The 14,850-nt window shown below is 46.7% G+C and carries 14 protein-coding genes, 1 tRNA gene and 1 pseudogene; 7 read left to right on the forward strand and 9 right to left on the reverse strand.

Annotation, left to right across the window (positions count from 1 at the left end):
* Nucleotides 1–564: a guanylate kinase gene (gene gmk / locus NDA06_RS07450; protein WP_190985223.1), complete on the reverse strand. Its 564-nt coding sequence runs from the start codon at nt 562–564 to the stop codon at nt 1–3.
* Between the two features lie 31 nt (nt 565–595).
* Nucleotides 596–862 (reverse strand): DUF370 domain-containing protein, encoded by a 267-nt coding sequence (locus tag NDA06_RS07455; protein WP_190413898.1) that lies wholly within the window; start codon nt 860–862, stop codon nt 596–598.
* A gap of 725 nt (nt 863–1,587) precedes the next feature.
* Between NDA06_RS07455 and NDA06_RS07460 the strand changes: the two genes are divergently transcribed.
* Nucleotides 1,588–2,394 carry a PEP-CTERM sorting domain-containing protein gene (locus NDA06_RS07460; protein WP_190985205.1) on the forward strand — a complete coding sequence of 269 codons (807 nt, stop codon included), beginning with the start codon at nt 1,588–1,590 and terminating at the stop codon, nt 2,392–2,394.
* 152 nt (nt 2,395–2,546) lie between these two features.
* A complete protein-coding gene (locus NDA06_RS07465) occupies nt 2,547–4,367 on the forward strand; it encodes an NFACT RNA binding domain-containing protein (RefSeq protein ID WP_190985206.1) in 1,821 nt (606 codons plus the stop codon).
* 357 nt (nt 4,368–4,724) lie between these two features.
* On the opposite strand, the gene NDA06_RS07470 is transcribed toward NDA06_RS07465, so the two are convergent.
* On the reverse strand, nt 4,725–6,749 hold the full coding sequence (locus NDA06_RS07470) for an iron uptake porin (RefSeq protein WP_190438512.1): 2,025 nt from the start codon (nt 6,747–6,749) through the stop codon (nt 4,725–4,727).
* A gap of 334 nt (nt 6,750–7,083) precedes the next feature.
* Between NDA06_RS07470 and NDA06_RS07475 the strand changes: the two genes are divergently transcribed.
* Nucleotides 7,084–8,118 (forward strand): zinc ABC transporter substrate-binding protein, encoded by a 1,035-nt coding sequence (locus NDA06_RS07475; RefSeq protein ID WP_190985207.1) that lies wholly within the window; start codon nt 7,084–7,086, stop codon nt 8,116–8,118.
* Nucleotides 8,119–8,141: 23 nt separating this feature from the next.
* Entirely contained in the window at nt 8,142–8,924 is a 783-nt protein-coding gene (locus NDA06_RS07480; RefSeq protein ID WP_190438714.1) for an ATP-binding cassette domain-containing protein, read from the forward strand.
* A 31-nt stretch (nt 8,925–8,955) separates the two neighbouring features.
* On the opposite strand, the gene NDA06_RS07485 is transcribed toward NDA06_RS07480, so the two are convergent.
* Nucleotides 8,956–9,366: a metalloregulator ArsR/SmtB family transcription factor gene (locus tag NDA06_RS07485; protein ID WP_190413889.1), complete on the reverse strand. Its 411-nt coding sequence runs from the start codon at nt 9,364–9,366 to the stop codon at nt 8,956–8,958.
* A gap of 61 nt (nt 9,367–9,427) precedes the next feature.
* Between NDA06_RS07485 and NDA06_RS07490 the strand changes: the two genes are divergently transcribed.
* Nucleotides 9,428–10,306 (forward strand): metal ABC transporter permease, encoded by an 879-nt coding sequence (locus tag NDA06_RS07490; protein WP_190413887.1) that lies wholly within the window; start codon nt 9,428–9,430, stop codon nt 10,304–10,306.
* 114 nt (nt 10,307–10,420) lie between these two features.
* Here the strand turns inward: NDA06_RS07490 and NDA06_RS07495 are convergent, their stop codons facing one another.
* Nucleotides 10,421–10,585: a metallothionein gene (locus tag NDA06_RS07495; RefSeq protein ID WP_190413885.1), complete on the reverse strand. Its 165-nt coding sequence runs from the start codon at nt 10,583–10,585 to the stop codon at nt 10,421–10,423.
* 222 nt (nt 10,586–10,807) lie between these two features.
* Here NDA06_RS07495 and NDA06_RS07500 point away from each other — a divergent pair.
* Both NDA06_RS07500 and NDA06_RS07505 read left to right on the forward strand, forming a co-directional pair.
* Nucleotides 10,808–10,880, forward strand: a tRNA-Phe gene (locus tag NDA06_RS07500).
* A 177-nt stretch (nt 10,881–11,057) separates the two neighbouring features.
* Nucleotides 11,058–11,166, forward strand: a pseudogene (locus tag NDA06_RS07505) (WYL domain-containing protein); the annotation flags it as partial.
* A 209-nt stretch (nt 11,167–11,375) separates the two neighbouring features.
* Here the strand turns inward: NDA06_RS07505 and NDA06_RS07510 are convergent.
* From NDA06_RS07510 to NDA06_RS07525, 4 genes are all read right to left on the reverse strand, one after another.
* Nucleotides 11,376–11,576, reverse strand: a complete 201-nt coding sequence (locus NDA06_RS07510) for a hypothetical protein (RefSeq protein ID WP_190412997.1) — start codon at nt 11,574–11,576, stop codon at nt 11,376–11,378.
* Between the two features lie 406 nt (nt 11,577–11,982).
* A complete protein-coding gene (locus NDA06_RS07515; protein WP_190530070.1) occupies nt 11,983–13,080 on the reverse strand; it encodes a HAMP domain-containing sensor histidine kinase in 1,098 nt (365 codons plus the stop codon).
* Between the two features lies 1 nt (nt 13,081).
* A complete protein-coding gene (locus tag NDA06_RS07520) occupies nt 13,082–13,789 on the reverse strand; it encodes a response regulator transcription factor (RefSeq protein WP_190412999.1) in 708 nt (235 codons plus the stop codon).
* Nucleotides 13,790–14,336: 547 nt separating this feature from the next.
* Nucleotides 14,337–14,822, reverse strand: a complete 486-nt coding sequence (locus NDA06_RS07525; protein WP_190413000.1) for a hypothetical protein — start codon at nt 14,820–14,822, stop codon at nt 14,337–14,339.
* Nucleotides 14,823–14,850 lie beyond the last annotated feature (28 nt).

Here is a 14,850-nt window from a genome sequence, read left to right on the forward strand (position 1 = left end):
TCAACAGCTTGCCGGTGTGAAGATAGCGGCTTCGATACGATTCAGGGCTTTTTCCAGATCGTCGTTCATGATTTGAATATCGAATTCACTCGCCGCAGCAATTTCGGCTTCGGCACGGTTAAGCCGTCGCGCGATCGCCACCTCTGAATCTTGCCCGCGTCCTCGGATTCGATTTTCTAGTTCGCTGACGGAAGGCGGTAGGATAAAAATCTGTAGGGCACTTGGGAAATTTTGTCTGATCTGCCGCGCCCCTTCTAGTTCAATTTCTAATATCACCCACTGACCCTGCTGGATTTGCTCCCCCACTTGTCGTCGTAGGGTGCCATAACAGTTACCAGCAAACTCAGCCCACTCCAGTAATTCACCAGCTTCCAGCATTTGCTCAAACTGGTTGCGGCTAACAAAATAATAGTGTTTTCCTTCAATTTCGCCGGGACGAGGGGCGCGAGTCGTCGCGGATACAGAATAATACAGTTCCGGATGACGCTGCAAGAGCGATCGCAGCAAAGTACCTTTGCCTACGCCACTCGGCCCAGTCAAAACAATCAGCCTGCCAGTTTTCATGCTCCTGTCACCCGTGAAAATGCCTATTGCCTTAATTGTTGCTGGCATTCACGTCTTTGCCAATCACAAAGCGATGAGCAACGGTTTCAGGCTGAATGGCGGAGAGAATGATGTGGCTGGAATCGGTAATAATTACCGCGCGAGTGCGACGCCCATAGGTTGCATCAATCAACTGCCCTCTATCTCTGGCGTCGGTGATAATCCGTTTAATGGGCGCAGATTCTGGACTGACAATGGCAACCACTCGGTTTGCAGACACGATGTTACCAAAACCGATATTGATTAACTGAATGTCCATAAAAAACTAGCGGCATAACCGCCTAAAAAGCTTATTTAAGTCTAGTTCCCATGTTATCTACAAAATTTTTGACTTACAAGCCTAAAATCCACAAAAACTCGCGTTTTTAAGGGATCGCTGCTTTTTTTTCCCTTTTACCTCTATTATCTATTCCGAAAGGCAGAGGCAGGTTTGACAGTTGCGTTAACATTCAACTGCACAAATTCAACTTAATTCATTTCTCTTGGCGCTGGTTGTGAAATAGATATGCAGCATGACTGGAACAGCTTGAGGGACGCGATCGCTTCACGATTGTCCGTGGAATCACTCTTCGTTCACAGGGTGGGAAGTATTTCTTTGTATGCCCATAAAAATCAAATTCTACCAGAGGATGGATGGTTGCAATTATTTACGAGATTTTACATAGATCGCTTATCCGTAGACTTACAATTAATCTGCTTGTTTGGCATTTTTAAGGAATTAATAACCGTATTCTTATGGAGATAATTTAGTAGCTATTTTTTTAAAGTATCAAAAGTAAATAGTTTTGTTTAGGGTTTTTATCTAAATTCAAAATATAACCTGCGGCGATAAAGATTTCGTAAATCAGGCTGGTTGTAGTAGCGGTTATTGCCACGAGTAATTTATCTTAAAAAAGTAACGCTAACCAAAGCACGGCAAGCGGTGAAAGTAAAGATTAATCTAGACATACCGTGCTTCACCTCGCCAAAACCAGGGAATAAAAAATGGATACTCGTAAAACCCTTATCGGATTATTCATTGCCACTTTAGGGATATTATCGGCTCCCACCCACGCAAAAGCAATTTCTTTAAGTTATTTAGAAACCGACCAAGCGTTTAAGGATTTAAATGTAGATTTGTTATTTGTCGCCGAGGGTCGGATTGGAGGAAGTACGACTTACGAACTCGACCTTCACGATGATACGGGAAGCACAAATTTTGCAGTGCAGCAACAACAGGAATTAACAAGTTCAAATTATTGGCAAAGCGGAAGAGTGGATGCTTTCACTCTGGCTTACGACGCACTCACAAAGATTGTTACCTACAAAGTCGGAAATAAAACTTTAGCCTACGATTACACGTCGAAATTTACTCAAGGCGTCACAGATATCTTTGTCCGCACTAGAGCAAATAACACGAATAGCAGCATAACGGTCAAAGACTTATTGCTGAAAGATGCGTCGGGTACGAAGTCCATCGCTGAAACTTCTAGTGTTTCATGTACCTTGAGTCCTAATTGCACAACCTGGTACAAGGATGCCAATGGCAATATTTTTGAGGATGTGAAGGGGGGAGTGCAATATCTTCGGATCGGCGATGTATCGGGGAGTTTCAGCCTTACAGGGAATTCAATTATGAGTTGGACGGGAAAAATCCCTACCCAATCCAATCTCGCCTACCAAATCAAAGTTGGGACGACCGATGACTGGAAAAACCAACAGAGCGTTCCAGAACCCAGCGCGACGCTAGGATTGACCTTGGGCGCGATCGCACTCGGCTTAAAAACTCGTCGCCGTCGCCAATCTGTCTAAGCCAATGTGTCTCAACAGAAACGGGTGATACTCATTAACGCACAAAGCTCCTTTAAAATAGCTTTGTGCGTTTTTTTGTCGGAAGTAGCCTGAAACTGAGAGGATAGAAAGAGACCGCTCCTCGAAATCTTTACAAAAAATACCGATCGCGCGTGCAACTCGTTGACTTTACTACCTTAACTGCCGCTTGTTCTGAGCTGCGTGCTGAGTGGATACCGGCGCGGCTGGAACAAGTTTATCAGCGCGATCGCTTTACAATTTCCATCGCCCTGCGAACCCTGAAGCGGCGGAGTTGGCTAACCGTTTCTTGGCATCCGCAAGCAGCGCGTGTTTGCATTGGCGATCCACCCCCCCGCACGCCAGATACATTTACCTTCAGCGACCAGTTGCGGCATCAGTTGGGGGGCTTTGCTTTGGTGGCGATAGAAGCGAGTAGCGCTGACGCGAATACACCTTCAGCGATCGCGCCTTGGGAACGAGTGATCGATTTACAATTTGCCAAACGCCCAGGAGATCCGGCTATCTGGCACTTGTACGTTGAAATCATGGGCAAATACAGTAACGTCATCCTTACAGGTGCAGACAACCTGATTGTCACCGCCGCCCATCAAGTCAACGCCCAACAATCTAGCGTCCGTACCATCCTGACCGGACAGCCCTACGAATCTCCACCCGCCCTCACTGCAACCATCCCGACTTTAAGCGAATCTCAAGAACGCTGGCAAGAACGGCTGAGTTTAATTCCCGCAGCACTGCGGCGTCAGATGCTGAAAAATTACCGGGGTTTGAGTCCAGCGCTGGTTGTCTCAATGGTACAAGCCGCTGGTCTAGATCCAGAGCAATCGACCGATACCCTCACACAATCTGACTGGGACGCATTATTTCTCCGATGGCAAGAATGGCTGCAAGCAATTCTGAAAAGCCAATCCTCTCAGTCTTCTATCCCCTCGCCTACGACACTCGTGACGCATAAGGAGACTGGGGCAGTTTTTCATCCCGGCTGGACACCTGAAGGATACAACGTCTTGGGCTGGGGCATTGTTAAGCCTGCTGAATCAATCCAAGAATTACTCAACCGCTACTACACCGATCGGCTCAATCAACAAGAATTTAACCAGATTCATCATCAGTTGAGCCAGAAACTCAACAACGTTCTGGAAAAATTACGCTTGAAGGCGTCTACTTTTACGGAACGCTTGCAGCAATCCGATCAAGCAGACCAATATCGGCAACAGGCAGATTTGCTGATGGCTTACCTTCAGAACTGGGAACCAGGGATGAAGTCAATTGACCTCAATGATTTTGACACCGACAAACCTGTCACAATTCCCCTCGACCCTGAAAAAAATGCCGTCCAAAATGCCCAATCCCTCTACAAGCGGCATCAGAAGCTGAAACGCGCTCGCTCAGCCGTTGAACCGTTACTTAACGAGGTGCAAACGGAAATAGACTACTTGGAGCAAGTGGAAGCCACCCTAACTCAGCTCGATTCTTACGATGACCCAGAAGATTTACAAACGCTCTTAGAAATCCGCGATGAGCTGATACAGCAGCGGTATCTAGAAGACCCGGACAACCGTAATCGTAGAGACGAGGAGGGAAGTCACCCTTATCGTTACCAGACGCCCAGCGGCTTTGAGTTATTGATTGGGCGCAATAACCGCCAGAACGACCAGCTAACCTTTCGGATGGCTGGAGACTACGACCTCTGGTTTCACACCCAGGAGATTCCTGGAAGTCATGGGTTGCTGCGCGTCGCTCCGGGTTCTGTCCCGGAAGAAGCCGATTTGCAATTTGCTGCCGATTTAATTTCCTATTACAGCCGCGCCAGACAAAGCGATCGCGTGCCAGTTGTCTACACGGAACCCAAACACGTCTACAAACCCAAGGGCGCTAAACCGGGGATCGCTATTTATAAGCAGGAGCGCATTATCTGGGGGAGTCCTCAAACAGGAATCAACTATCTAAGGTAAGAAGTTTACAAAAAAATGTAAATATTTCTTTCAAAAAATGTGTATTTCCTGTTACAGTAAATATTAAAGAAATCTTACGGCTGGCGGATGGGAACGCGCAGCTCTGGATTTCCTCGGATTAACGACAACAAAAATAAAGATTTTGTTCAACCAGCTGTCACATCAGCTGGTTTTTTTTCAGTGGTAAGTGGTCATTAGTCATATCGCAATCCGCTTCAGAGTTGTGAGCTGCCAGGGTTTAGATCCCCGACTTCTTAAAGAAGTCGGGGATCTCGTCTTCACGAATCCTTTAGGAGTGCTATCTCAGATCTGGTTGTATCCACAATTAAGAAACGACCAATGACGGTTGACTCTTAACTAGAATGTAAACGTGGTGCGGATAGTACCGATCACAATATCATCGTTACGATTATTGTGGTCAGGGGCAGTAAGCCAGATAACCCCAGGCGTGATGGCGATATTGTCCGTTAATTGATACTGATAGAACGCTTCAATGTGCAGTGAAGTATCGTCATTGTCTCCCACTGGCGGGGTGGGGATGCCTGCTGCGGTTAATGCGGCGACTGCGCCGGGATTGATATCGATGGTTGAGTTAGTGACTTTCGGCTCCATCCCAACGATAATGCCAGCCAAGTTGCCTTGTTTACCCAAATCTGGGAAGGCTAAGGTGACAGCCCAGTTCCAGATGTCAACTTTGCCGCGCTCAATGAGTCCGCCTAAAGTGGAGAGGTTGCGCGTGTTGGTGTAGCCAACCCAGCCACCCAAAACAAAGCGATCGCTCAGTTGCCAAGATAACTCTACCCCATAAGAATTGCTGATCACGGGGAGATTGGTGCTGAACCCTAAGTTAGTTAAACCCCCGCCGACCGAACTACCGTCAATATCGGTATCGAAGAAGCGGGCAAGTCCGCCCTGGAAATTAGCGAGATTGCTACCAGTGCCGGTGTCATTGTTGTTGTAGGAATGAATGTACGTCAAGCCCAGCTTCAAGCGATCGCTTGGCTTGATCAATAGCTGTGCCAAGGCACCATAAGGGCCATTGAACAAACCACCATCTTCTTCCGGGTTAGCGGCGTCCCCTGCTAAATAGCCTAAGCTGAGTTCAAAGCGATCGCCCAACTGCTGCCTTAGTCCAACTCCAGCACCTTCTGCTAGGTAATAAATCGGCGGGCGCGTTCCAAAGGTAGAGAGTGCCCCAGTTGTACCATCACCGTCGAGGAAGTTGACGGTATCGGTAAAGTCATCCGCCGCACCTGCATTTGCCGCAACCACCACTTCTGTTCTCTCACCGATGGGGAAAGCGTAAAGAAACGCATCCACGAAAACATTACTGTCGGTATCACCTGAGAAAAACAGGTTGCCTTCTGGTGTCAAAGTGCGTTCGGTAAGAGAACCCAGTCCTTCCGCTTGCAGTCGCGTTCTCAGCACATCTTTCCCGGTGAAGCTGGTTTCAAAATTCAGACGGGTACGATGACCAAAAATCGCTACATCGTCGATCTCATCGCCAGTCGCATCTTCTCCCTTGAAAATCCCTGCCAGCGCAAAGATCGCTTCTCCCTGTAGTTTGGTGGTGGTGGAAAATTGATGGCTTTCCAGAAAAGCGGTGCGACCTTCTAAATTATCAACGCGCGTCCGCAATGTCGCCAATTCCGCGCCAAATTCATCAATCAGTCGCTGTAATGTAGTTAAATCCGCTTTGGTGACGAAATCTGCCGAACTGGCGGCAATCAATTTCTCGATTTGTTGCAGACAAGCATTCAAACCGGCGGCAAATTCATACCGGCTGAGTGCCCGGTTGCCGCGAAAGGTGCCATCGGGATATCCTGCAATACAACCGTAACGTTCGACAAGCGATCGCAGTGCTTCATACGCCCAATCTGTCGGTTCTACGTCTTGCAGTTGGGAAACATTCGTGACTTGTTCTAGAGAACTATCCAGAGAACTATCCGTGTCCTCTGGATTGGTATAAACATCGATTTGTTCTAAAACGTCGGCATCAGCCGTTACTGATGTCGGGGTGGTAGCTGGGATTTGGGCTAAATCCGCCACTGTTGACTGATTCGGCGCGATCGCCGCTGATGCGGGTGTTTCTACCTTGACAGCAGATGTCTCGTCCAGCTTCATCTCAGAAGTGGTAATTGGGGCAGCTGCCACGGCTACCGAGTTTGATACCAATTCTTCATTTTTTTGATGTAACGCTTGAGATTCCTCTTGATCCTCCTTGATTGGGAGAGTCGGAGCGATCGCATCCTCGATTGCGTTCTCCTTAACTTCCATCACCGCCGGGGTTTCCGTTGCGAATGCCCCCGCATCCGTTAACAACATTGCACCGAACACTGCTGGGCTTACCAGCAGCGCATTCCACAGGTTTTTAAATTTCATTTCTCACTCCTGACACCCTTTCAAGATTCTCCGCAGCGACTGACTGCTCTACAGTTTGCTAAAGACAATTTATTGACAATTTTGCTGAATTTTGCTTATAAATTGCCTTTTTCCAATGAAAAGCATCCGTTGCTGCTGAGAAATTTTGCTTTTAAACACTTAAGAGACAAGATTTCTCCAACTTTTACAATCCCCCCTGATGGCATTTACCAGTCAAAACTCAACTATCGGCAGCAATATCATACTAAAATGAGAATTATTCTCATAACATTACAACAAGACTCATTCTCAAAAAAAGAGATTGACACTTCCACCGTCAATCAGGAGATAAACCGTGACGCGCCCTAGAATCCGACATTATCCGCGCAAATTTGCCCTGTCTTTATTGCTCCTGCCAGTGTTCGCTGCTGCTGGGTGCACCTCATCAAATACTTCTGTCCCATCCCCACAGCAGAGTGCTTCACCGCAGTCGCCAGTAGCAGCGCAGAATCCGAAGTCTCCACGGGTGGTGGCAACATTCTTGCCGATGTATTGGTTTACCAAGGCAGTTGCGGGTGACAAAGCGCAGGTAGAAATTTTAGTGCCACCCGGATCGGAAGTGCATGAGTATCAAGCGACACCCGCAAACGTGCAAGCGATCGCCCAAGCAGATGTGCTGGTAAAAAATGGCTTCGGCTTGGAAGAATTTCTTCAAGAAACTATCAAAAATTCTGGAAACGCTCAGATTAAAGAAATTGATAGTAGTAAAAGCATTAACGCCTTAGAAGACGCCTCACCCGTGGTGAATGGTCAAGCAGCTAGCCACGAAGACCACAACCACGAGGGAGAAGCCGGTGCAAAGACAGAAGAACACGACCATGCAGAAGGTAATCCTCACGTTTGGCTCGATCCAGTCCGAGCAAAACAGCAAGTAGAGAATATTCGGGATGGTTTAATTGCAGCCAATCCTGAGAACAAAGCGACTTATCAAGCAAACGCCACCGCCTACATTCAGCAACTGGAGGCGCTAGACAAAGAATTTCAGCAGCGTCTGCAACCCTATCGCGGTTGTACTTATGTCACTTTCCACGATGCCTATCCTTACATTGCTCAGCGCTACCAGCTTCAGCAAGTTGCAGTGGTTCAGATTCCCGAAGATAACCTTTCGCCTGCTGACATTCAAAAGGCGGTTGGGGCAGTGAAAAAGTACAATGTTAAAGCCCTACTTGGCGAACCAGGAACTGACAATAAATTGCTTGAAAGTCTCTCCACTGACTTGAAATTAACCCTGAGAACCATCGATCCTCTGGAAAACGGCCCCCTGACTCCGGAGCATTATTTCACCGCGATGAAGCAAAATCTGCAAACCCTGGAAGCTGCCTGCAAGTAGACGTGAGAAATTCCGACGCCCCTATCCCATCGCCAATTCTGAAAGTTGACGGCTTAACTGTATATCTAGGCAGCTATCTGGCGCTTCGGGATGTCTCTTTTGAATTGCTACCCGGAACTGATACAGCAGTAGTTGGCCCGAATGGTGCGGGTAAAAGTACGCTGGTGCAAGCAATTCTGGGATTAATTCCGCGAAGTGCCGGAAAAGTAGAAATTTTTGACCGTCCAGTTGAACGTTTGGGGCATTGGTGTCACTGGTTAGGCTATATGCCGCAAAATTTTATCTTTGACCGGAGTTTTCCAATTTCTGTCGCCGAAATGGTGGGGTTGGGATGGGCGAAGAAAAATCAGGAGTCAGGAAAACTCACGGCTCAAAACTTTTTGTCATTCTGGCGGAAAGATGAAAAGAAATCAGAAGCGATCGCATTTGCCTTGAAACGGGTAGACGCTTATCACCTGCGCCGTCAATCTATCGGTACTCTGAGTGGTGGGCAACTCAAGCGTGTTTTGTTGGCTTATTGTCTAGTCATGCCTCGTCAACTTCTAGTCCTGGATGAAGCGTTTGCCGGTGTGGATGTGCAAGGTGCAGCAGATTTTTATGCTTTGCTCAATGAACTCAAACGCGAGCAAAATTGGACGGTGTTGCAAGTTTCCCACGATATTGACATGGTAAGTCACCACTGCGATCGCGTTCTCTGCCTCAATCAAACGGTAGTCTGCACTGGCACCCCGGAAATTGCCCTTTCCCCTCAAAACCTGCTAGCCACTTATGGCCCAAGTTTCAGTCGCTATCATCATCACCACTAAAAAGAATCAAAATGCTAGGAGTTTTTAATATTTAATTGGCTTCATCCAAATGTTCTGCAACAGAGCGATAGAGGTCTAAAACGTGATTATCTTGAAGGCTATAGAAGACCTTGCGCCCACGCTTGCGGTAGCTAACCAGTCGCAGGGCACGTAAGGCTCTCAACTGATGGGAAACCGCTGATTCGCTCATTGCCAGCGCTCCTGCCAAGTCACACACACACAGTTCTTTGAGTGCCAAAACTGATAGAATCCGCAGGCGATTGGCGTCTCCTAAGAGACTAAAGAACTCCGCCATTCGCTGGGACTTCTCGGTGCTGAGAATCTGACTTTGCAATTGGTGAACGTTATCTATGTCAACCGGATGTGGCGGATTACAATTTAAAGTTTCTGTCTTCTGAAGGTCGCTATTTACAGCTTCATCAGATGAAAGTTGCACTGACATTTCTCAAGCTATAGGTAGATACTCTTATCGTAACTGATTCGCTGACGTGGATGGAAAGCTCATGACTCTCCTAGATTGGTCGATCTCATTTCATTTTCACTGGCTAGCGATCGCGGATAGCGCTAACTTAATCACCTTGTTGCAGTTTCCCTTCATGCAACGAGCGATCGCAGGTGGCGTCCTGATGGGACTTCTCGGCGGATTTCTTGGCAGTTTTGTCACTTTGCGCCAATTGTCTTTTTTCAGCCACGCCGTTGGTCACGCGGCTTTAGTCGGGCTGGTGATGGGAGTCTTATTGCAGCTAAATCCCACCTGGATGCTACTACCCTTTACGGTAATTTTTGGTCTAGCGGTTCTCTACTTGATTGATCAAACCAATCTCGCCAGCGACAACATCCTCAGCATTGTGCTATCCGGTGCCTTGGCAATTGGCGTCATCCTCAGCAGTTTTATCCAGGGATACCGAGGCAACCTCTTAGGCGCTCTATTTGGGGATATTCTCGCAATTAATAACACCGACTTGGTGCTGGTTTTTCTATTGCTTGTGGGCAGCGGTATCTTCTTACTGTCAACGCTGCGAGAGCAAATCTTATTGACGCTTAACCCCGATGTAGCAAAGGTTCAGGGTGTTCCAGTTCAGCTCTATCGCTACTTATTTGTTGTACTGCTGTCCCTGGCAGTTGCCGTTTCTATCAAAGCCGTAGGCATCTTACTCGTAAATGCCTTTCTAGTGATTCCCGCTTCTACTGCCAAGTTGTTGAGTCACCAATTTATCTACTTTCTCTGGCTCTCCGTTTTCTTGGGAGCGATGAGTAGCGTTGCTGGAATGATTGTATCCGGTCTTTTTAACTTTGCTTCTGGCCCTAGTATTGTTCTCGTCCAGTTTTTGCTGTTTCTAGCCGTTCTTGGCTGGGCAAAGCTGAATCTGCAAACTAGCTGAGACAAGTAAGGTTAGCGGGTTGTGGATTAGCCGGTTGAAGGTTAGCCAGTTTATGAGAACTTTCCACTGCTGTAAACCTTCAACCTTCAACTCTTGTAAGCTTTCAACCTTCAGTTAGCCGCAGTTACAGCCGTGATGGGAGCAGCCTTGTCCAGATTCGTGACCATTGGCACAAGCTTCGCCGCAGTAGTATTTACCACCTTTTTCCACCGCTTCGCTGATGGAAACAACGCACAGGCAAGATTCACAGGCACATTTCATCGAAGTTACGGTAGTCATCACTTTGTCCTAGTCAACTCTTCACTTACTATAACATCTGAACAGATATTCAGATATCCGTCCTTTTCAGGAATCGTCATAGAGATAGCGATACAGAGATAGCGATCGCCCTTGCTGGAACTGCGATCTCTGACAAAAAACAAAAATATTACCGAATCTGCCACTAGGGGCTTGTCAACACTGTCTAACTTTGTTAATTTAATAAAGCACCAAAAAAAGTGCGCCGGGATAGCTCAGTTGGTAGAGCAGAGGACTGAAAATCCTCGTGTCCGGAGTTCAAATCTCCGTCCTGGCATTTTCTAAAACATAGATTCAGCACAAATTTTAGCTGATTGTCACTGCTACATTCTTATCGGGATTATGTAGAGTCTACATAAATCCTGATTAATAATAAATAGCTATATAGCGATAAATTAAGGAATTTAGATTCACGGCAACCCGCTTTTCTGCTGGATTGGCTTTGTTCTGCTCTTTCTGGTTTATTCGAGAGGTCTATGCAGTACGTACCGGATTGCGTAGTGATATTGCCGGAGAGCGTGCGATCGCGCTTAACAGACAAAATAAAATCCCTCTGCCAGTAGTACAATCTGGAAATCCGGGATTAGTGGCTCTCCAAGAGCGCGTGAAAGCAGCGCCTCTTGGTTAGAGTTGGCTTAACTCTAATATCCACGCAATCGGGCTTGCCAAAACCACTTGGTTTTGGCAAGCCCGATTAATTTACGCGAACTTTTGAAACCCGCGCAAGTGGATTTAGGCAAATTTCACTCGCACTTGTTACGACAGCGCAATATTATAATTTCTGTTTAGTTTTTAAGACTTCTATGTAAGCGATGGGAAGAACCACAGGCCAGAAAACTGTTGCGACCGTCAAAGTGATAAAAGAGGAAAATCTTTCTTCCGTATTCCAACTGCGATCGCGCTTAAACAATTCTAGCCAGAGGGTAAACAAAGTAGCAGCTATCAACAGGTAAATCACTTCTATACAGATCATAAGTTTATCCGGAGTCCTTTATCTCTCTCTATTGAGCATTCCCATACCAGAGATCGAGAATTTTTATTGCTTAACAAAACTTAGCAATAAGGCATTTTCTCCCCTTCTCAGAGGCAAAGCCTGTTATGCCAACAACAGGAGCAAGTTATGTCGAAAATTTATAATTCAAGGATCTAGTAACGAACCATCAAGGTTGTTGCTAAAGTTAATTTTTGCTTTGCTAGGTCGCTCTATTACTTATCAACGCTTGCTTTGCCATTTACGCAAGCAATTCGGAGATTACACACGTTCCCTCCAACCGTAGGAAATAGAAAGCGCAACAAGCAACAGTGCGTTAGTCCGGAAATCTATAAAAATTGAGCGCTTCAACAAAAGCCCCGTACAGCCATTAGCTCAAGTACAACCGTTAAGCTAAAGGTAAGAAAAAACGAAACGTACTACCCTTTCCCAGTTCACTTTCTACTTCAATCTGACCGCCTTGCAATTCGAGCAACCGGGAGGAAATCGCTAAACCGATACCGGTTCCTCTAGAATTTTGGCTTCGAGACTGTTCAGCCCGCCAAAATCGCTCAAAGATATGGGGCAAATCTTCTGGTGCAATTCCTTGACCCGTATCTACTACCGCAATCCAGAGGCGTTTTGGCTCAGTCCAAGCTTTGACCGTAATCGAACCAGCACTGGTATATAGCAGCGCATTTCCCAACAAATTGACCAGAACCTGCTCCACACGGTCAATATCAGCTAAGACCGGGGGCATCTGGGGCGGACAATCTAAGCGCAGCACCGGGCCATCTTCCAGCACCTGGTCAGAAAATTTTTCCAACAGGGACTCTAATAAAGGTCGTAGATTAACTGGCTGGAGATTAATTGGTAAATACCCTGCCTCTGCCTTAGAGAGTTCCTGCAAATCGTTGACTAACCGTTCTAGCCGGATTGTTTCCCTCACCAAGCGCTGGTAAATCTCTGGCGATGGTTCAATCCTGCTATCAGCCATCTCCTCCAGGTATCCGCGAATTACAGTTAGGGGCGTTCGGAGTTCATGGGTCAGGTCGCTAATCAGTTCTCGCCGCCGCTGTTCCACACCTTCAAGACTAGACGCCATGCGGTTAAAACTAGAACCCAGGCGGTTGAGTTCGGGAATTTCACTTTTTGGTAGTCGCTCATCTAGATGCCCAGCAGCAAACTTGCGGGTAATTTGTTCCATCTGGGTCAAAGGCTGGGTAATTCGGCGAGATACCCAGTAACTCAAGCCACCAGCAGCTGTAGCACCCGCGATAAATGACAAGAACGTGCTGCGACTCCAGGCTGTTTCAAACCCTCTCACCAGCTGCCTGCGAGCATAGCGTACCTGTATGCCGCTGACCTCGATTTGTTCGAGTTGGACGATAAAGAAGCGGGGAGAAGACAGTTTACTGATAACGAGTAGACTACCCACTCCTACCATCATTACTAAGAGATGGGAAAGAAACAAGCGCGATCGCAGTCCCATTTTATTCCGGGGCATTTTATAGAGGTGAATCTTCAAACTTATAGCCCACACCAACTACTGTCTTAATAAAGGTAGGATTCGCTGGGTCTGGTTCAATTTTTTTCCGCAACCGAGCCACATGAGTATCCACCACCCGTTCATCGCCAAAAAAATCGTTCCCCCAAAGCTTCTCAATGAGTTGCGTTCGGTTCCAGACGCGACTGGGATGACTGATAAACGTTGTTAAGAGATTAAATTCTAAGGTAGTCAAATCAAGTGCTTCCCAAGGATGGGGACTCAGTTGACGAGAGGCAGAGTGCTGCTCTACATCAACCGTGAAATGCTGAGTGCGATAAACCTGATGTTGTCCGCCCTGACGCAGGCTACGCCGCAGTAACGCCCGAACTCTGGCAACCAGTTCTCTAGGGCTGAACGGCTTGACAAGGTAATCATCCGCACCCGTAGAAAGACCGATTACCCGGTCAATTTCTTCCCCTCTAGCCGTTAGCATCAAAATATAGGGATCTTTGGCTCCCGGTTTCTGCCGTATTCTGGCACACACTTCCAGCCCATCCAAACCCGGTAACATCAAGTCGAGAATGATTAAATCTGGTTGTTGCTCCTGAAAAACTTGTAGCGCTCTCAGACCATCGCGACTCAGATGACAGGAAAACCCCTCTTTTTCTAAAGTTATTTGGATGAGTTTAGCAATTTCCGGTTCATCCTCAACAATCAAAATATCCATATTGCTCAAGAAACATATAAAGATAAAAAAAAATTCTTTCTATGTCATTTTAAATTCATCCATCTGGTGCAGAACCAGCAAATAATTCTGCAAGGATTGGATTCAGTGATGATAAACTATGAAACCTTAACTTACTCAATCCTAAGCTAAGTAATGTTAAACCAGTTCCTTCTGAGATTCTCAATACTTCGATAGTTCTAATGGTAATTCGGGGCTTTGATAGGCTCCAATCGATCGCGCTTCTTTCTCGTGCGAATACACCAAACTCAGACTCAGCAAGGATTTTAGCCTATCATTTTGTAACTCGCTAGAGTTCAAGCCGCTGTAGTGCAAATGGTGAAAACGCGCTACCGAACGTTAACATAGCCCCAGCGTTGGGCAATCAAAGACAAGGCTTCCGGGAGTTGAGAAGCTTGTAATATTGAGCTAAGCTACTTGGATAAGTTTAATATTTGCTTTAGCTATAGCGGTTACTTTTTGAATATTTGGTTTAGCCACAATGGTTACTTTCAGAACCCTGATAATTAAGAATTAAGGAATTTAATTTTTAATCTTTTGGACGCATTGCCTCTCGACCTAGCATCATCATTCCGGCAACGCCCAAACAGACAAACCAAATATACTGATACCAATATTCCCGCACCTGCTCAACAGGGCTAAGTTCTGGATGCAAGAGATACAGATAAAGCAGCAACAAAACCAGAAAAAGCGCCCCAAATCCCGAAAAAGTCAAACCAATTAGAATACGAGCTGGTTTCAATTCCTCATCGCTGATTTCATCCAAGTCAATCTCTGCCAGTTGGTTGAGAGATTCATCAGCCACCTCGGAAGCATCTTGCAAACTGATTGCCACTGGCGGCGGCAACACCGGCGACAGAGTTGCTAAGGTTTTGCGTCGCAGCAACCCTTCGGTGTCTCGCAGAAACTCCAAAGGTGTTAGCGTCGCAGCTCCGAAGGCGCTTCGCTCTGGTGGTTCAGCAAATTCAGTTGCTTCGGGCATTGAGGTTGCAGTAACTTCTGGTTCAAAATCCATCGCTTATTTCAATCCCTAATCGGAATTA

This window comes from Trichocoleus sp. ST-U1 (genome assembly GCF_039961835.1).
Classification (GTDB): domain Bacteria; phylum Cyanobacteriota; class Cyanobacteriia; order Cyanobacteriales; family FACHB-T130; genus FACHB-T130.